Raw genomic sequence first — 21921 nt, forward strand, 5'->3', positions numbered from 1 at the left:
GGTCTCCTCCTCATCGCTCATCCTCCCGAAATAGCGCAGGGCCGGCCAGCGGGACGGCCCTGCAAAATACGCCCTATTGCTGCTCGTCGAAGGGCGGGTAGCCGGCGTTGTCCTCGATGTCCTGATCGATCTTCTTGGCCGCAGCCGTCAGTGCCTCCTGCGCATCACCGCCATTGAAGATCTTGTCGACCGCCTGCATGAAGGCCGAGGTGATCGTCGGATAGGCCGGGTGGGGCGGACGGGCGACGGCGGTTTTCGAGGCCTGCTCGAAGGCGACGGCAAGCGGCCCGCCTTCAGCGTAGAGCGGGGATTCTGCGGCAAAGCTCTTCAGGCCCGGATAGGCCGACTGGGTCTTTGCATAGTCGCGATAGTCCTTGTCCTTCAGAAGGAAGCTCAGGAATTTTCCGGCGGCCTCAGGGTTTTCGGAGCTCGCGGAGATGCCCCAGATCCAGGTGCCGTTCGGGCTGACGCCCTTTTCGCCGATCTTCGGCAACGGCATGACGACGATGTTGTCCTTCATCGCAGCGGCAGCTTCGGCGTAGAACCAGTGCCCACCCATGGCAAGCGCTGCCGGCTGCCCCTCTGCATAGAACTGGTTGGTGCCGGACGAGGTCGGAACAACCCAGCCGTTTTTCACCCAGGTCTGCATCATCGTCAGCGCCTTGACGCAGGCTTGGCTGTCGAGCGTGCCGCTCGCCTTCCAAGCCTTGCGATCGATCAGGTCGCAGCCCGCACTTTCGAGCAGCGGGCCGTAGGCATAGGTGATCCACTCGGTCTTGATCCCGTAACCGCGGAACGTGTCGATCGGCCACTTCACGCCTTCGAGTTTGGAGAGCTTTTCGAGATAGCCTTCGAATTCCTCGCGCGTCCAGGCATCGTCGACGGATTTCGGAATGCGTGCGCCGATGGCTTCGAGATACTTTTTGTTGCCGTAGAGAACGACCGAGGAGTCAGTGAGACCGATTGCATAGAGGTCCTTGTCGATCGGGTAGGTTCCCTGAGCGATGTTCGAGCCGGTCATGTCGTCGAGGACATCCTTGTCGACGAGTGGCTTGATGGGCTGCAGGTAGCCCGACCAGACGTAGTTAGCGAGAAACGGCGCGTCGAGTTCCATCACGTCGGGCAACTGCTTTGCCATGACGGCGGCGCTGAACTTCTCGTTATAGGCGTCGTGCGGCGCGTAGATCATCTCGACGTCGATGTCGGGATTGGCTTCCTCGAAGCGCTTGGCGACGTCGCCATAGGCCTTCACCCAACCCGGATCGCCCTGGTGCATCACATGGATGACGGATTTTGCCTCTGCAAAACCGGCGGTCCACAAGAGTGCGGAAGACGCGAAAAGCGCGCTAAGTAAACGATTACCCAGATAAGTTGTCATTGATCTTCTCCTCCTATTCAGTTCGACGAAAATGCTGATTGTCAGACCGATGCCCGCTCCACGAGATGAAACGGCAGCTTGCGCAGATGCGGCGGCTGAGGTTCCCCGGCGAGCAGTATCTCCATGGCCAGGCGGCCCATCGCGCGGTGCGGCAGGGCCATCGTCGTCAACGGCGGATCCAGCCGCGAGGCGAGCTCGACCTGGTTGTCGAAGCTGGCCACCGCAATGTCGTCCGGGATTTTAAGGCCGGCGCGCGCTAGAGCCGCATAGACTTCCATTGCGACACGGTCGTTGCCGCACAGGATCGCGTCCGGCCGCTGACCGGCGGCCAGCAATGTCTCGACATGCGACGCTACGAGGCTCGGAGCGCGGTCGCTATAAACGCTGCGACGCACGGCCGGAAGCACACCAATCGGTTCGAGGCCGGCCTCTTCAAGGGCTGCGCGAAAACCCTTCTCTCGTAGCGCCCCGGCAAGGATACCCGGCAGGTTGATGAAGGCGATGCGGCGGCGGCCAGAGGCGAGCAGGTAACGCACGATCTCGCGCGCCCCACCTTCTTCGTCGGGGACCAGTGACGTGACGCGCCCGGAGGCCTCGCGGCAATTGATCATCACGCCGACGGAGCCCGCGAGTGCCGGCGGCAGATCGACGTCCTTGTGGTACATGGCGGCATAGGCAACGGCACGCGGCCGGAACTGCTGCACCTCGTCGACCACCGAGCCGATTGACTGTCCGCTGCTGTGGTTGACGGCAAACACTGCCATGCCTGCACTGCGCGCAGCACCATCGAGCCCGCGCACGATTTCGGTGGCGAACGGCGAAGTGATGAGGCCATCAGAAACGACGCCGACCAGCGGTAGCCATCCCTGACGCACACCGCGCGCGGCGAGATTGGTCACGTAACCCAGTTCCTCCGCGATCGCCTTCACCTTCTGGCGGGTATCGTCCGACATGCGCGCGGAGCCGCCGTGCAATGCGCCGGAGACCGTCTTCACCGAGACGCCTGCACGCTCCGCAATGTCAGAAAGCGAGATTGCCACGATGCTCCTGAACTCCGTTGGGTTATCGATTACCCTATAGTTTAAACCACGGTCTTTTGTCAAGCGCAGCCGGCGGGTCCTTGTGACTTCGCCGACAAACCGCTAGTTCGTCGCAGGCGTCCATCTGACCCAAGCGACCCCTCTGCCCTTCGTTGCCCGTGGCCAAGGCGTCACGGCCGTCTTCCCTGGGGACCAAGCGACGGCGACGATCTTCGACGTGCTCGGCAACGCCGTCGAATGGGAGAGCAAGGTGGAATATGACCTTCTCGCCAAAGCCAGCGCCTTGATGGCCGCCTATTTCGGCATCATGCACGCACGACAGAATGGCTCGCCCAAAATGGCCTGCCGGAAGAAAAGGGCCGCGCCTATCTCGTGCCCCTGTTTGCCGGTCGTTCCGAAGCGGCACGCAAGGCAAGGATGTCGATTTCGTCGAGATGAGCCGCGAGTTTGCCACCAAGAGCGGCCTCAACGAACAGGTGTTCCGGGACTTCGACGAAAGGTGCGGAACCCTAGCGCTGACGCGAGTGCTCGACAGAGTGTTCGAGCGGATCAACAACCGCTAACAGGTGACACTCGCCGCCATTTCGCCCCATGCGGTTGATTAGATCACGAATTCCTCCTCATAGGTCTGCGGCTCGGGAACGACCGTAACCTCCACCGGTACGATCCAATTGGCCGCGTAGCTCTCGAAGTCGGAACGCTGCTGGTCGGGCTGCACGCGCCCCGCCGCATCGATCGCGCGACATCGCAGTTTGTATTGCCCCACCTTTTCAGGGGCCCACATGTACTCCCACAAGCGCCATGCTAAGGGACGTTCTTTCTCGAGGAGGCTTGCCTCGCGCCAGCCACTACCATCTTCGGTGCAGACCTGAACCTGCCGGATAGCAGCCTCGCCGCCCCAGGCGGCTCCAAAAATTCGATAGGGTTGGCCGGCGATGAGACGCGCGCCCTGCACGGGTCGCGCGATCTGCGCTTTGACCTCCATCTCCGTGAGGGGGACTAGGCTCGGTTCCCCGAGGTTGCGCTCCCAACGGAAGTACTCACGCGCTTGCCAGTAGCCAAGGAATGGTTGTTCCAAAACCGTGATATGGGTGATCCACTTGACCCAAGCCATGCCGAACCAGCCACCCACAACCGCGCGCAGCGGGTAGCCGTGATCGCGCGTCAACGGCTCCTCGTTCATCGAATGGGCAAGGATCGTGCTGTGCGCCATGGCCTTCTCAAGCGGTAGACTGCGCGCAAAAGCGATGGGGCCAGGAGAAGCCGTTTTTTTGTTCGTGTCGACGACGCCGCTGTCTGCGCCCACAAGCAGGACCTCACGCGCGTTAGGCTTAACGCCCGCCATTTCCAATATCTCGCTGAGAAGAACTCCTGTCCACGCAGCATTGCCGACGGCTCCGTTCTGCCACTGCAACCCCTCCTTCGGTGGCACATAGTAGACGCGGCCATTCCCGGCGCATTCGACGACGGCAGTCAAGGTCGTGCTCCGCATCGCCTTGATGCTGTCGAGATCAAGTTCGAGCGGCCGCGCCACCGCCCCGTCAACGCGCAATCTCCAGTCTCGCGCATCGAGGTCCGGCGAGGGGAAATGGTTTCTCACGAAGAACAGCTCGGTTGGGATCAGCAAATCGGAGAGCGACGCAAATGGAAACTCGGTATTCTGTGGGGATTTTTGTCGAACTATCAGGCTGGGTTGCTCTGGTGTCGGCATCGTTCTCGTCTCTCCTTCCAAAAGCACAACCTCGGTATCCATCCCGGCGGGTTCCGGTTAGATCACACCCCGCGCAGTGCGCCTGTCGCGTTCCGCCTTCGGCCGCATTCTCGCCTATACCGCACGTTTCGAGCATCGATCTCGGACGGCAGCTTACTGCATGGTCACATCTCTCTTTCGCGCCGGCTTGTCGTTGAGACAGTACCTCTGCAGAAGACCAGCGACATGTTGTTGGCAGGCATCTCGATCGTCTCGCGGAGAACAAGTCCAGCGGCCTCACCCAATTGTTCAAGGTCAGCGATATCACGCACACCCCAGGATGGGTTGCGCTCCTTTAGAGCGGCGTCGAAAGCAGCATTCGAGGGGGCGTTGTGTACGCCGTCGCGCATAAAGGGACCGTAGAGAAGGAGAAGCCCACCATCGTGAAGCAAACGGCCAGCTCCTTCGAACAATCCTGAGCTTGCCGTCCATGGCGCGATGTGGATCATATTGATCGATAAGATGGCGTCAAAATGCCCCGTTTGTTCGACGATCCATTGTCCTGAGCACACATCAATATCCCGCGGTGCCAGCACATTCTTCAGCCTTGAGAATTTGATCCAGCTAGACGTACTGACGCGGGCGTCGGCATCCGGATCGCTCGGCTGCCAGGTGATGTTTGGCATTGCCCCCGCAAAACACACGGCGTGCTCACCGGTCCCGCATCCAATCTCCAGCACGGTGCCACGTGTTGGAAGGACACGTTGTAGGACCGCGAGGATCGGCGCCGAATTTCGCGCAGCGGAAGGTGAGAACATGCGCTGGTCGGCGCTGACGTCGCGCTGTTCCAGCGCAACAGGCGAACGGTCCTTCTTCTCTGGGAGCATTGGCCTGTAATCCCCTTTGGGCAATGCCTCCACCTTATAGCTGAAATGACTGAAATCAAGGATTGCGGACTTACAAAGGGTCGTCGGTGCTGCGTTCGGGATCATGTCCCAGGGAGTGGTGTAAGTGGCGGCTTTGGTCGCCGCGTTCTCCGGCATGGGCCGGGATGATCAGCGCGCCACGGCTGGCAGGCTGATGAGCGGATCATCGCTCATCTGGCTGATGGTTTCCAGCGTCATGTATCTGGCGCGTTGGACAGCCCATTCGTCGTTCTGCTCGAGCAGGATCGCGCCGACGAGGCGGACGATGGCGTCAGAAGGCATCGAGGCAATCATCAGCAAGACACTGCGCGAGCAATGGCTGACGCTCGAGGCGCCTCCTCTCGCACGGTCGTCGCCGAAATCCGTGCGCGCTGTGAAGAGGCTGGTCTTGCCCTGCCGTCCTATGTCACCATTGCCCGGCGCATCCCGGCGCTGTTTTCGCCTGAAGAGATCGCCAGAAAGCGGTCGGCCAATCCAAAGCACCTGCTGCGGTTAAAACCGCGACCAGGCTATATCCACGCACCGCACCCACTCGACGTCTGCCAGATCGACCATACGCCGACCGATTTGAGCGAAAACAAGGTCGCGCGGCCCGGCTGATCACCTGAAAGCGCCGGTCATACCGGCGGGTTCCGGCCAAGAGGCACCGCTGGAGCAGAGCAAACACTGCATGCAGTAAGCTGCAGAATCGCAATGCGCTCAGGCCTGGATGTTGTCCGCCGACATCTTGCCGGACTTGCGGTCTTTCACCAGCTCATAGGTAATCTTCTGGCCGTCGTTGAGTCCGCGTAGACCAGCTCGCTCTACCGCGGAAATGTGGACGAACACATCGGCAGTTCCGTCATCCGGCTGGATGAAACCGAAGCCTTTTGTTGTGTTGAACCATTTTACTGTACCGGTTGCCAAAGTATCCTCCTTTGATCATCGTCGTGTCGGACCGATAGGCTCGAATGATACTGGTACGCTCACATTAGTAGACGGTTCCGGCGTCAACGAAAAGCATGCGAGCTGTCGCGTCTATCGCACCGGACCAAAATTCCGGATCTTGGTTGCTTACCTTTGCTGTAAGCACGGTAGAGCGGGCGTAATATGGCTGCAAGATCAAGACGCAGTCGTAAAGGGCCTGAACGCGTTAATTGCGCCGATGCGCCTAATCCCAGGACAGTTGATCCTTCGGAAGCCGACCACTTGGGTCGTGTACCTGCACTTTATGCGGCAGGTTGGGGCCCCAGTTCCAAAGCACCAGATTTCGATCTCCCTCTTCGGCGCCGGGCGCAAAGCTGGGTACTATGATGCCTGCCGTGCCCCTCGCCTTGAGTCGATCGTATATCGACCAGGATGGGGGTCTCCTTCCTTCGGAAAGCGTGGTGGCCCAACTGCAGGCTATTTCCTCCACCGAAACGGAATTCGAGGCCCGACCAACTTCAGAAGCAAGATCCGTAATGTCATCACAGTCGACATCGTAGGAACAAAGTACACAAGGGTCGATGCGATGGGCAAACCCTTGATTGGCTTCCTTTACCGCCGTCATCACACTGAGGGCGAGATAGAGAGCTGGCACGCCTTTTGGGTTGAACCGCGCGCCTCTTATAGCCGCGCCATCTCCTGAAACCGGTTTGAAAGCCCAGCGTGGATCGTGCGCACGGTAACAATTGCCCACAAACCTCAAGCGAAGCCCCCTAGGGCCATATGATCGAGGTAATCTCGCACCGCCGCGGCCTTGCCGTCTTTTACGAGAGCCTCGGGCGTACGCCCGCCAAAAGCTGGTAGAGGTTGGGCCCGGTACCAAGCCATTGCCTGCTCCTTACCACCGGCCCAATCTGAGACACGACTGATAATCTCCAGCATTTCCCGAAGACGGCTCTGCGTTTTCGCGCCCAGGCTACGTTCACTTCTATACAGTGTTTCGCGGGCTAGCCCCGCCGTCTCGGCCAACTGGCTCTTAGACATGCCGAAGCCGGTTGCGACCCGTTCCACAGCGATCTTTCCCGAGCGATCCATATAGGACAGCACCAAGGGACCGCTGTGCTCTAACGATTTCAGAACCTGAGGCATGATCATTCCGCCATATCCAGCAACTCATTTATTGTGCGAAATATATGACTCTGTTGACGGTAACGCAAGCGACTACGGGTAGCGAGAAGTTTCAAGCCACTGCCACCCCCAAAGAGCCGTTCGCTAGGCGCTTCGAGCAACCACTGGATTCGCCCGCAACAGAGCCATCAACACCGGCCCGAGCGAAAACTCGCCTCGCCGCGCCTTGTCCGTCAGATTGCGCAGATATCCGCCGGCCCTGCCCTGCCCTTTCGAGAATACAGGCCATTGTCGCAGCCACATTTTCCGGCCCCATCGCCTCGCAGGCGTCCTGGTAGGCGCTTGGACTGACGCCCAGCATCGATCGGACCACCACTCGCCTACTCATCCCACCTACCTGAAGGTCCGGCTGCGGCAGGTGTTTGGTGAAGATCTGTTGCTGAACTCAGTTATCAAATCGACCGCTGTCCCGGGCGCTCGCCGCTGCCGCCACCCCGTTGCTTTTGCGACGGGCTTGGGTCTTTTTGCGGTGATAGGTCCACCTTTCATATCGCTCCTCGATCGCGCTAAGGACGATGTTTGCGAGCAAAGGTGAGATGATCCCGCCCTGAGGGATACCGGCGTCCGTCCGGAGGAACTGATCCTCAGTCAAAACACCGGCCTTGAGGAATAATCCGACCAATCTCACCACTCGTCGATCACCGATGCGCTTGCGCATCCGCTCGAGCAGCTGATGATGATTGATATTGTCGAAGCATCCTTTGATGTCCCCCTCAATAACCCAAGGATATGGCAACCGGTTTCGCCGAGGGTCCTTGTCCCGCTTCTGCGGCAAGGCTGCCCGACGAATGTACTCCAAGGCGCCGTGGGTGTTTCTGCCGGGTCGAAACCCATAAGAGACATGCCAGAATTGCGCCTCGAAGATCGGCTCCAAAAGGATTCTGGCCGCGCCTTGTACGACGCGGTCTCTGATGGTGGGGATGCCCAAGGGGCGGAATTGCCCCGGTTTCCCGGCCTTTGGAATGAGCTTGCGCCTGGCCGGACTTGGCCGATATGCACCACTGCGCAGATCAGCTTGAAGATCGACCAGGAAGCGATGTTCACTCCTGTTTCGGATACGTCCCACCGTCATCCCGTCAACCCCGGCCGTGCGTCCACCTTTGTTGGAGGCAACGCGCTGCTAGCCAGGCAACAAGGTTGAGCCAGCTTCGTCCAGCGAGGGCGGCGTGACGGTCGGAAAGCGCCCTTTGGCGCGTTGCTGCCTATCAAGGCCAGTGGCTCTATCCCGCGACGTCCAGGCACGAGAGCCCGCCCTTGATCAGGCTTTCAGGAAGACCAGCGCTCGCAGGATCTCCGCAAAATCCGCATGCTTGAAGGCGACGGCGCGAGGACCGTGCGCATATGCACCGGGATACCAGCCGGCACGATAGGCATCTGTCGGATTGTTGAACTCGATCACCACTTCGTAGCGCTCGGCCCTGGACGGCAGCACCTGAGCGAAATCGCCGGACAGCGCTTCTGCCACGCCTTCACGAATAAGCCGGCGCGACCAAGCAGGCGAGATCGACGTCGTCGAACGACCTTTACCCTCCAGCGTTTCCACGGACTTCAGCCCCGGCACCATCGCCCGCGCCTCAGAGCAAATACCGGCATCGCCGGCAAGGAACACTGACGGTACACCGTAACCGGCGGCACAGAGCGCGTTGACGGTAAATTCCGAGGCGACCTCTCCGTTCAAAAGCAGGCGCGAGATGCGCATCGTGGAGGTATGGGCGAGCGGATTTGCCTCGCTGCCCGCTTTGGAGTGATAGCCCGTATAGAGCGCGGCCGCGAAGCCGGCATCGAGGCCGAACATCATCGCATCCGGATGGCCGGACCAGCCGCGCACAATGCGGACATAGTCCGGCAGGCGGTCGAGGATGAGGTTGCGACCGCTGTCATGGGCGTCTTTCACCACGACTTCCGTCGCACCGGCGGCACGCGCGCCCTCGCAGGCAGCGACCACCTCGGCGGTCATCAGGGCGCGAAATTCGGTCCAGTCGGAATGGGTGCGCTCGGCTTCGTCCCATTGCGCGATGCCTGCGGTGCCTTCGATGTCAGCGGAGATGAAAACTTTCATGGGTGGGTTCCTCTATCGGTCAAATCGGGAAGAGCGGGATAGATGCGGTCGTTTCAGGCAGGGATCGCGAAGGCCAACCAACGCGATGGGCGCCGCCAACCGCGGGGGCTTCAGCGGCCACTTTGGCAGACTTGGTTATCGGCGAGGCACGTCTGACCGGTGATCGGCGATTTGCATGTCGTTTAACGGAACATTGGTGCAGCTCGCCGCCACAGGCCAATTCAATTTGGGCAAAACTCCATGCAAGAATCGCCTAACTCCCGAGATTTCAATCGGTTATGGATAACTCCCTCACGAGCAGGCGTGCGTGCACGGTCGCTAGCGCGGAGTTCTCGCCGACGCCAACGTCTGTGAGAACTCCACACGCAGGTCTAGAGAAGTTCGCCCATCGACTGCAGGAGCCGTTCGATCTGATCGGCCGTGTGCTCGGAAAACACCGCAAGCCGCATGGTCGCAACATCTGACGCGTCGGAATAACCACCAGGCTGCTGCACCCTGACGATGATGTCGCGCTCCGCCAGACGATCGCGCAGCTGTTCGAGGTTGGTGACGCCCTTGATGGTGACGATCGGTACCGGCGTGTCGGCAACGTCGAACCCGAGGGTCCGCAACCCGCTGCGCATATGCTTGACGTTGCGAACGAGGTTGGCGCGCTTTTCCGGTGTCGCCTGCAGAACGCGCAACGATGCGGCTGCAGCGGCTGCAAGACCCGGTGGCGCCGGCGAGGCACCACGCATGATCATCGCATTGCCCGCGATCTTGGCGGCCAGATCCGCACTACCGGGAACGATGCCGCCGAGCGCGCCGAACGCCTTGCTCATCGTGCCGGCGAGATAGTTGCCCTCGCCTTCGAGCCCCGCGTGCTGCAGCGATCCGCGGCCAGTCTCACCAAGAACGCCGACACCGTGGGAATCGTCGATGCAGAGCAGCGCACCATCATAGGGGGCCATGGCCTGCCGGTAATCCCCAAGTGGCGCCAACCGTCCGGATGACGGAAAGACGCCGTCGGTCAGCACCGCCGGCCGCTCGCCCGCCTTCACATGCAACGACAGTTGCGCAGCAAGATCCTCCGGATCGGCATGCCGAAATTCATGAACCCGCTTGCCGAGCGTCGGGATCGCGTCACGGGTGCTGTAATGCGTCGCGCAATCCATGAGGATGACATCGAATTCGTCGCGCAGCCCCTGCAGCAACACCATGGGGCTGGTGTAGCCGGAAATCATGTAGACGACCTCGTCTGTGCCGAACCAGTCGCGCAACCGCTCCTGCAAATCGGCATAGACCTGCATATGGGCGAGCGTCCCCGGCCCCATGCCGTAGCGCCTGGTCGCTTCGCAGGCCGCCTCGATCACTTCGGAGTGGCCATGCAGGCAGAAGTACGACGTGCCGCAATAATAGTCGACCACGCGCCCGCCGATGAACATGCGGGCGCCAAGAGGTGACTCCATCTTGATTGGAGCGGTCATGGTCACGCCGCTTCGGCCTGGGATGGGCTGCGTCGCTCCAGGAACATCGGCCCGACGCGGATGCCGCGCTTGCCGTTGTCGTCGACGGCATCAAGTTCGAGGATCTCGTCTTCGTAAAGCCGCCCATGCATGCGGAAGCGTCCCTCCTCGACCGGCTCGCATGTGTGCGTGCAGAAGTACTCGATCAGGCACTTCAGGCCGCCATGGCTGTAGGTCAGGTAGGTGATGTTGAAGTCCGGCCCATATTCGCCGAGATGCGGCGCAATGGCGTCGGGCACGGTCTCGTCCTCAGGCGTCTCTATGCGTGTCCAGCTTGTATCCCGCCAGACGAGCTTGCCGGCTGCCGGGAAGGAGAGGTTCATATGGGCATAGTCCGCGCCGCGCCCGTAGATGCGACCGTCGATGACGAAATCGTTGCCGGCAACGGGACGGATCCGGTGCGGAACGCCCTCGCCCATCAGGTAGATCTTGCCGTCCTTGGATTTGACCTCGACGATCTCCTGCGTGGCGTCGTCGCGGTAATAGCCCGGCAGGGTCTTGAACTGCGCTTCGGGGATCTCCGGCGGACGCTGTGTCCGCTCGGGCATCTTGCCCATCTTGCGCTCGGCAAGAACGATGCGCACGCCGTCGACGCCGAGCCGCGAGGCGATCTGGTTGGCGAAATCAAGGGTCGCAAAGATCAGCACGCCGACGCCGGCGGCAGGCAACAGCATCATCTGCGAAGCATAACCATAGACGGCGCCACCATGGCCGACCGAGGTCCAGCCGTCGACGTCGCCGGCACCGAAGCACAGGCCATACCCGTTGAGCGTCTTGTCGTGGCCGGCCGGACGTTTGCCGAACGGTGTCCACATCTCACGCAGCGACGCCGGCGAGATGATCGAATTGCCGGCAGCGTCAAAGCCGCCGCGCAGCAGGCACTGGGCGTAGCGTGCCATATCCCCCGTGGTGGAAAAGATGTTGCCGGCCGGCGAGCCGCCAAGGCTGAACACCGGCGCCGGCGTATCGCCGTCGAGCGTCCACATGTCGGCCGGCGCAAGCCGCTCGCGAATGCCCGGCGCCATGCCGCAGGAGGAACTGTCCATGCCGAGCGGTTTCAGAATGTTGGCAGCGACATAGTCGGAATAGCTCTGGCCGGTGACGACCTCGATCACCCGACCGACGACGGCGATGCCGGCGTTGGAGTAATGCATCACCCCGAGGCTCGGATCCTGCTTCAAGGTCGAGCTGGCGAGCTCGTCGACCGTGTCTTCCAGCGGAGGACGGGTCGCGTCGAGATAGTGGCCACTCTTGGGTTCGCGCACGAGCCCGGCCGTATGGGTCATCAGCTTGCGCAGGCTGATGACCGAGCCGTGAGGCCCGCCCTCGGCGCCAGCGAACGGGTTCACCGGCTTAAATCCGGGCAGGTAGGTCGAGACGTCGACATCGATATCGACAAGGCCCTTTTCGACCAGTTGCATGATCGCCAGCGAGGTGAAGGTCTTGGTGATCGAGCCGATACGGAAGCACGTGTCCTTGCCCATGTCGAAATGGCGGTCATGGCGCTGGACATGGCCTTCGGCAAGCACACCGTCTCGGTCGACGAGGGCGTAGGAGATCGACGGGATCGCCTTGTCCTCGACCTCGTACCGGATCAGATCCTCGAACAGCTCGATGGAAGCAGCAGACAGAGAGGACATGGAAAATGCTCCTTGGTCGTAAGGGATTGGGTCTCAATGGGCGTGGCGTGGGTCGAGCATGTCGCGTAGCGCATCGCCGACCAGGTTCCACGACAGTACGAAGAGGAAGACGGCCGCGCCGGGGAAGGCCAGCGTGTACCAGAACTGGAAGGGATTGCCGGGCTGACCGACGATCCAGTTGCGCGAATAGGCGATGAACTGGCCCCAGTCGGCATAACCTTCTTCGGTGCCAACGCCGAGGAAGCTGAGCGCTGAGGCCGACAGCACCATGGAACCGGTCGCCATCGTCGCCAGAACCAGCACCGGAAACATGGCGTTGGGCAGGATATGCAGGACGATCAGCCTGAGATCGCTGGCGCCGTAGCTCCTGGCTGCGTGGATGTAATCCATCTCGCGGATCCTCAGGATCTCGCTTCGAACGATACGGGCATAACTCATCCAGCCGAACGTCGTCAGCGCGATCGTAATGGGCACGATGCCTTTGCCGAGCAACGCCGTCAGCACCATGGCGGCGATCAGGAAGGGCACGGCCATGAACACGTCGACGATGCGCATCAGCACTTCCTCGACGACGCCGCCGTAATAGGCCGCGACAGCGCCGACGACCGTGCCGATCAGCACGGAGATCGCCACGACCCCCAGCCCGATCTTGAATGCCGTGCGCGTACCCCAGACGACGCCATAGAAGATGTCGTACTGGCCCTGGGTCGTGCCAAACACCGCCTCCGGCGAAGGCGGTTGCGGCGTCGCCAGGAAACCCGCGCGCGGCGTGTCGTAGGGCGAAAGCTGGAAGCTTTGCGGCGGCGCCAGAACGGGCGCGAAGACGGCGATCAGCACGAAGGCGAGGAGGATCACGACACCAAACAGCGACACCGGATTTCGTGCGAGGTAACGAAGAAACTTCATTGCGTCTTCACCCTCGGGTCAAGCAACGGATAGATGAGATCGACGACCAGGTTCATCAGCACCAGGACGACCGCGAAATAGAGGCCGAAGCCGAGAACTGCGGGAAAGTCGAGATTGGCAGCGGTCTTGGCGGCGAACTGGCCGAGCCCGGCGTAGTCAAAGATGGTCTCGGTGATGACCACGCCACCCATCATCACGGCGAGTTCCATGCCGGCGATGGTTGCAAGCGGCAGAAGCGCGTTGCGCCTGGCGTGATGCAATTCGACGACGCGGCGCGGCAGGCCCTTGGCGCGGGCGGTGCGTACGTAGTCCTGGCGCAGCGTTTCCAGCATCGAGGTGCGCATCACCCGCGTCATGCTGGCGACGTTGACATAGGTCAGCGTGATGACGGGAGCCGCAAGGTGACGAAGTGCATCGCCGAAGATCGCCAGGTTGCCGTTGAGCAGCGCGTCGATAGTATTGGCGCCGGTGTAGCGCACGAAATCGCCGGAGCTGACCACGGTTTGCGCCCACTGGCTGAGCCGGCCGGGCGGAAACCAGTCAAGCGCCGAATAGAAGATCAGCAGCATCAAGAGGCCGAAGACGTAAACCGGAAAAGACCAGCCGAGAATGGTGAAGATGCGGATGACGTGGTCGGGCCAGCGGTTGAGATAGATGCCGGCGCGCGAGCCGAGGTAGACGGCGAGTAGCAGACAGGGCACGAAGGCGAGCACGACCAGCTCCAGCGTCGCCGGAAACAGCGACATCAGCGCCGTCGACACCGGCTGGCGCGCGGTCTCGGACCAGCCGAGATTGCCGCTGAGAACGCCGCCGATCCAGCGGCCGTACTGAATGTAGAAGGGATCGTTGAGCCCGTACTGCTCGATCATCCGGCGGATGCTCTCCTGACCACCCTTGAGATAATCGGGCGACGGCGCATAGGCCGCCAGTCTCTGTGTTGGCGAAAGCGACATCTGCAGCGCGAAGATCATCAACGACAGCGCGAAGAGGACGATCGGCAGCATCATCAGTCGTCTGAGTGCGTAATTCAGCACGGTTCACACGTTCCGATTTCAGGGAAAAGAGAAAAGGCATGCCGGGCGGTCTTGCCGCCCGACATGCCGTTCGCCAATCAGTCGTTGGCCTTGGTGACCGGGTAAAAGTCCCAGGCGCCGTAGAGGATCATGTTGTCGACATAGCCGTCGATGTTGCTGCGGGTGACGACGTAGCCGAAATCTTCCCAGAGGAACTGGGTGGTGGCGTATTCGTACGACATCTCCTGCAACTTGGCGTAGATAGGCTCGCGAACCGCCGGATCGACCGATGCCCAGGCTTCATCCAGGAGCGGCTTGAACTTCTCCGCCATCAGGTCGCGATAACCTTGGCCGACCATGCCGCCGACGAGACCCGTGGGCGAGAGGTAATAGCTGGCGGCACCGAGCGGACCACCCGGATCGGAATAGTCAGGACCCCAACCCATCACCGTCAAGGGTGCTGCCGGCTTTTCGCGGTTGTTGAGCTTGTCCGAAACGGATGCCCACGGCAGAGCCTGGATCTGCATCTTGAACTTCGGATTGATGCGCGACAGCCCCTGCTGCAGCGCCGAGAGTGCCGCCGTCAGCTGCGGGTTGCCTTCGGTCACATAGGCGGTGAAGGCAAAGCCGGTATCCCAGAGCTTGCCGTCAAATGCCTTCTTGAAGTGTTCTTCGGCCTTGGCGGGATCGTAGCTGTAGACAGGTGAATCCGGGCGGTAACCCATGATGCCGCGAACCGTCGGCCCACGAGACTGCACGGTCTTGTTGAGGAGCACCTGGGTGAGCAGCGCGTCGTAATTCTGGGCGTAGTTGAAACCCTTGCGCACGTCGATGTCGGCGAAGAAGTCCGGCGGGATGCCAGCGCCATCCAGCTTGCCGCTGCCGATCGCCGGATTGTCGTTGTCATCGAGCGGCCAGGCGAAGAAGATGCCGCGCGAGAACACCTTCTGCAGGCCGTCAATGACCTTGACGCCTTCGGTCTTGCTGAGTTCGTCGATGAACTCGACGGGTGCCGTGACGAAATCGGCGTCACCGGACAGTAGCTGGAGACGCCGCGTCGTCCATTCCGGAACGGTGCGCATCACCACCCGCTCAAGCTTTGCAGGGCCCAGGAAGTAGTTGTCGAAGCGCTTCAACGTGATGCGCCGGTCGGTTCGGTCCCATTCCTCGAGCATGAACGGCCCGGTGCCATTTTCTTCCGCAAACAGCGGATTGGCGCCTAGTTCCGGACGGTAGTGGGCCTTCCAGGTGTCGCCCGAGCCATCCCAGCCGCCGACCGATGCAACCCATTCTTTGTCGACGACCGAAGTGCCGAAGGGCAGCGCGATCACCCCAAGCGTGGCCGGAAACGACTTGGGCAGCTTGAGCGTGAGATTATCGCCATCGACGACGATCTGCGACGCGAGTTGGTCATAGACCTTGCGCAGGATCTCGGGGCTGGCGTCGTTGATGGATTTCACCTCGCCTTCGGCCTCAACCCACTTGGCGATGTCGGTATATTTGCCGGCTGTGATCACCTCGGTGATCGCGTTCGACATCCACGACTGGCCTTGAAGAATGGCGCGCAGCAACGAGTAGCGTACGTCTTCGGGCGTGATCTGGCCGTAACCCGGCTCGATCGTCGCCTTCTGGGCGTCAGTCAGCTTGTCGTAGTATTCCCAGGTGACTTTGCCGTCGGCGCCCTTGATCCCGACCTTGTGGGCTGAAACGCCTTTGCGGATCGGGAAGGTATAGCTCACCGAGCCATCGGCCGCCTGCTTGATGAGGCCGTTTTCGAGCGACGGTACTTCGGTCGAGAGCGACGGCACGAACTCGGAGATCTTCGAGCCGTTGAAGTTCAACAACCGACTGTAGATGTTGAGAGCGCCGTAAGAGCTCGGCGTGTTGGCGATATAGGCCGGATCGAACGATTGGATGTCGTCGGTCCACATGAAGACGAAAGTGCCGGGGTTCTTGGTCTCGGCCATAGCGGGCGCAGCCGCGATGCCGAGCCCCAAGCACAGAGCTAGGGCTAAGGTGCGTTTCATCGTTGTTCCCATTTGGTGGAGGCGGAAGTTTTCTTCTCGTTATAGGGGAGGCTAGAAGAGCGCTTGCAGGTCTGTCCAATGTGTAATTAGGATAGACTATGCAAATCACGCATGAGGGCCGGCATGGAACTGCAATGGCTTGAAGATTTTCTGGAAATTGCCGCGACCAGAAATTTCTCGACGGCAGCGACGGCGCGCAACATCTCCCAACCGGCCTTCAGCCGGCGCATCAAATCGCTCGAGAACTGGATCGGCGCCGACCTGATCGACCGCAGCACCTATCCGGTACAGTTGACAAGGGCAGGCACGATGTTCCTGCCGGGTTGCCAGCGGCTCGTGCGCGAAGCCTACAGGCTGCGCACCGATTGCCGCAATGTCGCCGGCGAGAGCTCGGCCATGCTCACCTTCACCTCGCTGCATACGCTGGCGATGTACTTCTTCCCGAAATGGATCGGCTCGCCGCTGATCTCGCGCCTGCCGCTGCGCACCAGCATGCACGCCGCCGACTTCCTCGAAAGCATCGACCATCTGTGTTCGGGCCAATGCGATTTCGCCATCACCTATGTGCATCCCGATGGACCGCCGGTGCTGGAAGGCGGGCCTTTCGAATCGTTGCAGATCGGCAAGGACAGGCTGATCCTGGTGTCGGGAGCCGACGAGAGCGGCCGACCGCTGTTCGACATCGACGGGCCCGAAAGCACGGAGATCCCCTATCTCGCCTATTCCTTTAGCGACGGCTACATCGGCAAGCTGGCGACCTTGATCCAGTCGCGCTGGCGCCGGCCGCTCAATCTCAGCATCGTCTACCAGTCGGGCCTCGCCGATGGCCTGAAGCACATGGCCGTCGCCGGGCGTGGCGTCGCCTGGCTGCCGCAGATCTGTGTGGCGGAAGCCCTGCGCCAAGGCCGCCTCGTCCAGATCGGCGGACAACAGATGTCGCTCGACATGGAGATCCGCATCTTCAGGCGCGCCGGCCCTGGTAGCGCCGACAGCGGTGGGTTGTGGCAGCATCTCAAACAGTGTGCGGCATTGCCACAGTACAAGAACGGATTCGATGTCGGCATCGACGCCGCCTGAGGCACCGTCATACCCCAAATCGCCCCACCGAGGCCATATGCGAAGACAGGCGACACGATGCAGAAAGCGCATAGTTTCGATTGCCACATTCGCGACACATTGATTTTACTCGGTTTTGCGGCACGGACAAAAGCCGATTGCGTGCCGCCCGGGCACTGACGGCCTGCCTCGCGGGGAGTTCTCCGCCATCCGAGCATATTGACAGGAGGCAACCCCGTTGCGAGACCTGATAGGGCAACGTCCCCTCGAAATCGGGTCCATGTGCTGATGTTCCTGTCTAAATCCGCGCCCCCTGAACTGCCCGAGGATGTCATCCTATCCGTGGAAGACCTTGAGGTTTCCTTCGCGGCCGGCACCCGCTCACAGCTGCGCGCGGTGCGGGGCGTCTCCTTCCGCATCGCGCGCGGCGAGACAGTTGCTCTGGTCGGCGAGTCTGGATCCGGCAAATCGGTGACCGCCATGACGATCATGCGTTTAACCGAGTATGATGGCGCGGCGATTACCGGCGGGCGGGTGCTGATGCGCTTGAAGGACGGCAAGGTCGCCGACCTCGCGACATTGTCGGAAAAGCGGGTCGAAGCCCTTCGTGGCGCGGACATCTCGATCGTGTTCCAGGACCCGATGTCGAGCCTGAACCCGGTCTTTACCGTCGGCGACCAGATTGCCGAAGCGGTGATCCATCACCAGAACAAGGCACCCGAGGAAGCGCGCCAGATCGCGCTCAACACCCTCAAGCTGGTACGTGTGCCCGATGCGGAACGCAGGCTCGACCAGTATCCTCACCAGCTCTCCGGCGGCATGCGCCAGCGCGTCATGATCGCTATTGCGCTCGCCTGCCGCCCGTCGCTGATGATCCTCGACGAGCCGACGACCGCGCTCGACGTGACCATTCAGGCGCAGATCCTCGATCTGGTTCGCGCCCTGCAGCACGAAATCGGCATGTCGGTGCTGTTCATTACCCACGACATGGGCGTCGTCGCGGAAGTCGCAGACCGGGTCTGTGTGATGCTCAAGGGTGAAATCGTCGAGACGGGATCGGTTTACGACATCTTCGCCAAGCCGAAGCATGCCTATACACGCGCCCTGATTTCCGCCGTGCCGCGCCTCGGCAGCATGGCCGACAAGGATGCGCCGGAGAAATTTCCGCTGTTGGTGTTCGAACCGGAGCGGCAGCCCGCGGAGGCGACAGAATGAACGCGCCGGCTCATATGACGCAATCCCCTCGCCCGCTCGTCGAGGTGCGAAACCTGGTTACGCGCTTCGATCTGAAGGCCGGGCTGTTCGGCCACGTCTCCGGGCGGGTGCACGCGGTGGAGAACGTCTCCTTCGACATTTTTCCCGGTGAGACCCTGGCGCTGGTCGGTGAATCCGGCTGCGGCAAGTCGACGGTCGCCCGCTCGCTCATGCAGCTCGATCGACCGCGCTCTGGCTCCATCCGCTTTGATGGAACCGAACTGATCGGCGCGCCACGCCCTGTCCTCGCGCGATTTCGGCGCGAAGCGCAGATGGTCTTCCAGGATCCGTTTTCTTCGCTCAACCCGCGCATGACGATCGAGCAATCGCTGATGGATCCGATGCGGGTCCACAAGCTGGGTTCGACCAGGGACATGCGCGCCCGCGCCGCCGAACTTCTGGCGAAGGTCGAGCTTTCGCCTGAGCATCTCGAGCGCTATCCGCATGCATTTTCCGGCGGGCAGCGCCAGCGCATCTGTATCGCCCGGGCGCTTGCGCTCAACCCGCGTCTCATCGTCGCCGACGAAGCAGTCGCTTCGCTCGACGTGACGATCCAGGCGCAGGTGATCAACCTACTCATGGACCTGCAGCGCGAGATGCAGATCGCTCTTCTGTTCATTAGCCACGATATGGCGGTGGTCGAGCGCATCGCTCACCGCGTTGCGGTCATGTATCTCGGCGAAATCGTCGAGATCGGTGATCGCCGCTCGGTGTTTAGCAATCCGCAACACCCCTATACCCGCAAGCTGCTATCGACCGTGCCGATTGCCGATCCGACGCGCCGTCCGCAAGGGCGCCAGCCGATGTCCGACGAAATTCCAAGTGCGGTGCGTGCGCCGGACTTCGTGCCTCGCGAACTGCCGATGCGACAGATCTCATCGACCCACTACGTGCGCCAGGTCGCAACCGCCTGACATAGCCGCTATACCCCGTTCCAGATCAGAGTATCCCAACATGAGCACTTTCGAAGTGACGCAACCGGCTGCGAGCGCTGCCGGCATGGTGTCGACAGATATCCGCGACAGCACAAGCGGGACCAGGGCCGCAATGTTCCTGCGTCCAGCGGCCGCCGACCGACCGACACCCTATATCGAGGTCGAAGAGAAACGGCTCACCCGCAATATCAAGGCCATGCAGCAGCGCGCCGATGCAGCCGGCGTGGCGATGTTTCCGCATGTGAAGACGCACAAGAGCCTCCACATCGCCCGGCAGCAGCTTGCCGCAGGTGCGCGCGGCATCACCGCCTCCAAGCCCAGCGAAGCGCTTATCTTTGCCGAAGCCGGGATTGCGTCGATCATCCTGGCCTATCCCATCGTCCACGCCGCGTCGCTCGATCGCCTTCTGCCTGCGGTCAAGGCGCGGGGCGTGGAACTGCGCACGATTGCGGCGAGCCAAACAGGTGTCCATGCGTTGTCGCAGGCCGCCAGCCGGCACGGCATCGAGATCGGCGTGTTCCTCAAGGTCGACGTTGGCCTCGGCCGCGTCGGCCTCAAACCCGATGACCCGGCAGCGCCTGAACTGTGCGCAAGCATCGCCGGCGCCCCCGGTTTGCGATTTGCCGGACTGCTTTCGCACGCCGGACATGCCTACGGGGCTCCGGAGCCCCATGCCCTGGCCAAGATCGCCGACGACGAGGCCGAGGCCCTCGCCGGCCTCGCCGAGCGGCTTCGGCAACGCGGAATTGCCGTCGATTACATTTCCGTCGGCGCAACGCCGACTTGCCTCGGTGCACCGCTGCCCCGGGAAGTCGATTGCATCCGTCCCGGAAACTACGTCTTTCTGGACGGCACCGCCCTTCGGCTTGGCATCTGTACCGCCGACGACCTCGCGCTTTCAGTCGTCGCCCGGGTCGTCGCGTCGAACGACGCGCACTTCATCATCGACGCTGGTTCGAAGTCCATGAGCTCCGATCGCGGCGCACATGGCATGGGTGGCGCAGGGTTCGGCACCGTCGTCAGCGCCGAAGGCGATGGCGAAACCGGCCTGTGGACGCTCGAGCGACTGTCCGAGGAACACGGGTTCGTCCCCCATTCCGGGCGCCCCCTGCCGCTCGGCAGTCGCGTGCGCGTGTTCCCCAACCATTCCTGCGCCTCGATCGCCAACTTCGACAATTTCGTCCTGGCGCGTGCGGATGGCACTGCAGCCAACCTGCCGGTCGACGCCCGCAACGGTCAGACCTGAAGAGCGCACCGGCCTTTCGGCCACCTGGGCGGCGATTTATCGCCGCCCATCAACGCGTTGAAGTTCTCGCTCCTTCGTCCATCATCGAGATGGAAAGCTGGATTGTGAGACCTAGATCTCCCAAATATCATTGCGACGCCAATATCAGTGCATCGAGAAGCCGACGCGGCTGATCGGACTTCAAATCTACGCCTCCAGTGTAAAGGATATGATCCATGAAAGTCCTAATGGTCCTCACTTCGCACGACAGCCTCGGTAACACCGGCAAGAAGACAGGGTTCTGGCTCGAAGAGCTGGCGGCTCCCTATTACGTCTTTAGGGATGCCGGAGCCGAAATCACCCTTGCATCGCCCAAGGGCGGCCAACCGCCGCTCGACCCGAAGAGCGATGAACCGATGTTCGAGACCGACCTCACTCGGCGTTTCAAGGCAGACCGGGAAGCCAAGGCCCAGCTCGCCGAGACGGTTCGCCTCGACAGCGTCAACCAAGGGGACTTCGACACCGTCTTCTATCCCGGCGGTCACGGTCCGATGTGGGATCTCGCCGAGGACGGAAACTCGATCAAGCTGCTCGAAGCCTTCATTGCGGCGGGCAAGACGATTGCCCTTGTATGCCACGCACCCGGCGTTCTGCACCGCGTCAAGAACCCGGACGGCACACCTTTCGTAAACGGGCGAAAGGTCACGGGCTTTACGAATTCCGAGGAAGCGGCCGTCGGTTTGACGGAGGTCGTGCCCTTCCTGGTAGAAGATGAGTTGCTCGGTCTCGGCGCCGTTTTCTCGAAGGTTAAAGACTGGGGCGTCCACACGGTCGTCGATGGCCGGCTCATCACCGGCCAGAATCCCGCCTCATCTGGCGAAACGGCAAAAGCCCTCCTGGCCGCCTTGAAACCGTGATCGAAGATTGGATCGGGGCGCGTCGCCAGAAAGAGCGTCCGCCTTCGGCGGAGCGTGTCTTGCTGCTCGCGTTTCCGCGGATGTTTGGTTATGGGTTCAATCCGCTTTCCACCTTCGCCTAGGACGCGCAAGGAAAGCTGGTGGCGGTCATCTATGCCGTGCGCAATACCTTCGACGAACGGTACAGCTATGTCGCATCGGTGTTGCCCGGCGAAGAGAGCGCGGCGGGCATTCGAGAGAGCCGCACGAAAATCTT

The 21921-nt window shown here is 61.4% G+C and carries 19 protein-coding genes and 4 pseudogenes; 7 read left to right on the plus strand and 16 right to left on the minus strand.

What is annotated here, in order from left to right:
• Positions 1-73 precede the first annotated feature (73 nt).
• The 5 genes and pseudogenes from ASD63_RS17875 to ASD63_RS35150 form a co-directional block, all read right to left on the minus strand.
• Positions 74-1378, minus strand: coding sequence for a sugar ABC transporter substrate-binding protein (locus ASD63_RS17875; protein WP_029742589.1), 1305 nt, complete (start codon positions 1376-1378; stop codon positions 74-76).
• A 41-nt stretch (positions 1379-1419) separates the two neighbouring features.
• Positions 1420-2418 carry a LacI family DNA-binding transcriptional regulator gene (locus ASD63_RS17880; RefSeq protein WP_034800689.1) on the minus strand — a complete coding sequence of 333 codons (999 nt, stop codon included), beginning with the start codon at positions 2416-2418 and terminating at the stop codon, positions 1420-1422.
• Positions 2419-3019: 601 nt separating this feature from the next.
• Positions 3020-4171 (minus strand): sulfite oxidase, encoded by a 1152-nt coding sequence (locus tag ASD63_RS17890; RefSeq protein ID WP_060529611.1) that lies wholly within the window; start codon positions 4169-4171, stop codon positions 3020-3022.
• Between the two features lie 122 nt (positions 4172-4293).
• The gene (locus ASD63_RS17895) at positions 4294-4995 is read right to left on the minus strand and encodes a DUF938 domain-containing protein (protein WP_060529645.1); all 702 of its coding nucleotides are present in this window, start codon (positions 4993-4995) and stop codon (positions 4294-4296) included.
• Positions 4996-5163: 168 nt separating this feature from the next.
• A pseudogene (locus tag ASD63_RS35150) lies at positions 5164-5313 on the minus strand (IS256 family transposase); the annotation flags it as partial.
• Position 5314: 1 nt separating this feature from the next.
• Here ASD63_RS35150 and ASD63_RS17905 point away from each other — a divergent pair.
• Positions 5315-5607 (plus strand): annotated as a pseudogene (locus ASD63_RS17905) (transposase); the annotation flags it as partial.
• Between the two features lie 126 nt (positions 5608-5733).
• Here ASD63_RS17905 and ASD63_RS17910 read toward each other — a convergent pair.
• From ASD63_RS17910 to ASD63_RS17950, 11 genes and pseudogenes are all read right to left on the minus strand, one after another.
• Positions 5734-5940: a cold-shock protein gene (locus tag ASD63_RS17910; protein WP_029742584.1), complete on the minus strand. Its 207-nt coding sequence runs from the start codon at positions 5938-5940 to the stop codon at positions 5734-5736.
• A gap of 244 nt (positions 5941-6184) precedes the next feature.
• Positions 6185-6703 (minus strand): RES family NAD+ phosphorylase, encoded by a 519-nt coding sequence (locus ASD63_RS34300; protein WP_082572912.1) that lies wholly within the window; start codon positions 6701-6703, stop codon positions 6185-6187.
• The gene (locus tag ASD63_RS17915; protein WP_029742583.1) at positions 6700-7089 is read right to left on the minus strand and encodes an antitoxin Xre/MbcA/ParS toxin-binding domain-containing protein; all 390 of its coding nucleotides are present in this window, start codon (positions 7087-7089) and stop codon (positions 6700-6702) included. The genes ASD63_RS34300 and ASD63_RS17915 overlap by 4 nt, the downstream gene beginning before the upstream one ends.
• A gap of 123 nt (positions 7090-7212) precedes the next feature.
• A pseudogene (gene repC, locus ASD63_RS34305) lies at positions 7213-7456 on the minus strand (replication initiation protein RepC); the annotation flags it as partial.
• A gap of 57 nt (positions 7457-7513) precedes the next feature.
• Complete coding sequence (locus tag ASD63_RS17920; RefSeq protein ID WP_244497256.1) at positions 7514-8200, minus strand: reverse transcriptase domain-containing protein; 687 nt, start codon at positions 8198-8200, stop codon at positions 7514-7516.
• Between the two features lie 186 nt (positions 8201-8386).
• Positions 8387-9187 (minus strand): M55 family metallopeptidase, encoded by an 801-nt coding sequence (locus ASD63_RS17925; protein WP_034800685.1) that lies wholly within the window; start codon positions 9185-9187, stop codon positions 8387-8389.
• A gap of 371 nt (positions 9188-9558) precedes the next feature.
• Positions 9559-10653 (minus strand): pyridoxal phosphate-dependent aminotransferase family protein, encoded by a 1095-nt coding sequence (locus ASD63_RS17930; RefSeq protein ID WP_034800683.1) that lies wholly within the window; start codon positions 10651-10653, stop codon positions 9559-9561.
• A 2-nt stretch (positions 10654-10655) separates the two neighbouring features.
• Positions 10656-12332: a serine hydrolase domain-containing protein gene (locus ASD63_RS17935; protein WP_034800680.1), complete on the minus strand. Its 1677-nt coding sequence runs from the start codon at positions 12330-12332 to the stop codon at positions 10656-10658.
• Between the two features lie 33 nt (positions 12333-12365).
• On the minus strand, positions 12366-13238 hold the full coding sequence (locus ASD63_RS17940) for an ABC transporter permease (RefSeq protein WP_029742577.1): 873 nt from the start codon (positions 13236-13238) through the stop codon (positions 12366-12368).
• Positions 13235-14272 (minus strand): ABC transporter permease, encoded by a 1038-nt coding sequence (locus tag ASD63_RS17945; RefSeq protein ID WP_029742576.1) that lies wholly within the window; start codon positions 14270-14272, stop codon positions 13235-13237. The genes ASD63_RS17940 and ASD63_RS17945 overlap by 4 nt, the downstream gene beginning before the upstream one ends.
• A 77-nt stretch (positions 14273-14349) precedes the next feature.
• Entirely contained in the window at positions 14350-16278 is a 1929-nt protein-coding gene (locus ASD63_RS17950; protein ID WP_060529613.1) for an ABC transporter substrate-binding protein, read from the minus strand.
• A gap of 123 nt (positions 16279-16401) precedes the next feature.
• Between ASD63_RS17950 and ASD63_RS17955 the strand changes: the two genes are divergently transcribed.
• The 6 genes and pseudogenes from ASD63_RS17955 to ASD63_RS36805 all read left to right on the plus strand — a co-directional run.
• Positions 16402-17355 carry a LysR family transcriptional regulator gene (locus tag ASD63_RS17955; RefSeq protein WP_060529614.1) on the plus strand — a complete coding sequence of 318 codons (954 nt, stop codon included), beginning with the start codon at positions 16402-16404 and terminating at the stop codon, positions 17353-17355.
• 321 nt (positions 17356-17676) lie between these two features.
• Positions 17677-18549: an ABC transporter ATP-binding protein gene (locus tag ASD63_RS34310; RefSeq protein ID WP_234824617.1), complete on the plus strand. Its 873-nt coding sequence runs from the start codon at positions 17677-17679 to the stop codon at positions 18547-18549.
• A complete protein-coding gene (locus tag ASD63_RS34315; RefSeq protein WP_082572914.1) occupies positions 18546-19502 on the plus strand; it encodes an ATP-binding cassette domain-containing protein in 957 nt (318 codons plus the stop codon). The genes ASD63_RS34310 and ASD63_RS34315 overlap by 4 nt, the downstream gene beginning before the upstream one ends.
• Positions 19503-19542: 40 nt before the next feature.
• Entirely contained in the window at positions 19543-20769 is a 1227-nt protein-coding gene (locus tag ASD63_RS17965; protein WP_082572915.1) for an alanine racemase, read from the plus strand.
• Positions 20770-20984: 215 nt separating this feature from the next.
• Positions 20985-21665: a type 1 glutamine amidotransferase domain-containing protein gene (locus ASD63_RS17970; protein WP_060529615.1), complete on the plus strand. Its 681-nt coding sequence runs from the start codon at positions 20985-20987 to the stop codon at positions 21663-21665.
• Positions 21662-21886 (plus strand): annotated as a pseudogene (locus tag ASD63_RS36805) (DUF1365 family protein); the annotation flags it as partial. The gene ASD63_RS17970 and the pseudogene ASD63_RS36805, both read left to right, overlap by 4 nt.
• Positions 21887-21921 lie beyond the last annotated feature (35 nt).

It is taken from the genome of Ensifer sp. Root558 (assembly GCF_001427045.1).
In the GTDB taxonomy this organism is placed as follows: domain Bacteria; phylum Pseudomonadota; class Alphaproteobacteria; order Rhizobiales; family Rhizobiaceae; genus Ensifer; species Ensifer adhaerens.

Coding starts and splice junctions, on each gene's coding strand:
- ASD63_RS17875 (WP_029742589.1), bottom strand. CDS start 1,378: ATGACAACTTATCTGGGTAATCGTTTACTTAGCGCGCTTTTCGCGTCT.
- ASD63_RS17890 (WP_060529611.1), bottom strand. CDS start 4,171: ATGGATACCGAGGTTGTGCTTTTGGAAGGAGAGACGAGAACGATGCCG.
- ASD63_RS17895 (WP_060529645.1), bottom strand. CDS start 4,995: ATGCTCCCAGAGAAGAAGGACCGTTCGCCTGTTGCGCTGGAACAGCGC.
- ASD63_RS17915 (WP_029742583.1), bottom strand. CDS start 7,089: ATGCCTCAGGTTCTGAAATCGTTAGAGCACAGCGGTCCCTTGGTGCTG.
- ASD63_RS17920 (WP_244497256.1), bottom strand. CDS start 8,200: ATGACGGTGGGACGTATCCGAAACAGGAGTGAACATCGCTTCCTGGTC.
- ASD63_RS17925 (WP_034800685.1), bottom strand. CDS start 9,187: ATGAAAGTTTTCATCTCCGCTGACATCGAAGGCACCGCAGGCATCGCG.
- ASD63_RS17930 (WP_034800683.1), bottom strand. CDS start 10,653: ATGACCGCTCCAATCAAGATGGAGTCACCTCTTGGCGCCCGCATGTTC.
- ASD63_RS17935 (WP_034800680.1), bottom strand. CDS start 12,332: ATGTCCTCTCTGTCTGCTGCTTCCATCGAGCTGTTCGAGGATCTGATC.
- ASD63_RS17940 (WP_029742577.1), bottom strand. CDS start 13,238: ATGAAGTTTCTTCGTTACCTCGCACGAAATCCGGTGTCGCTGTTTGGT.
- ASD63_RS17950 (WP_060529613.1), bottom strand. CDS start 16,278: ATGAAACGCACCTTAGCCCTAGCTCTGTGCTTGGGGCTCGGCATCGCG.
- ASD63_RS17955 (WP_060529614.1), top strand. CDS start 16,402: ATGGAACTGCAATGGCTTGAAGATTTTCTGGAAATTGCCGCGACCAGA.
- ASD63_RS34315 (WP_082572914.1), top strand. CDS start 18,546: ATGAACGCGCCGGCTCATATGACGCAATCCCCTCGCCCGCTCGTCGAG.
- ASD63_RS17965 (WP_082572915.1), top strand. CDS start 19,543: ATGAGCACTTTCGAAGTGACGCAACCGGCTGCGAGCGCTGCCGGCATG.
- ASD63_RS17970 (WP_060529615.1), top strand. CDS start 20,985: ATGAAAGTCCTAATGGTCCTCACTTCGCACGACAGCCTCGGTAACACC.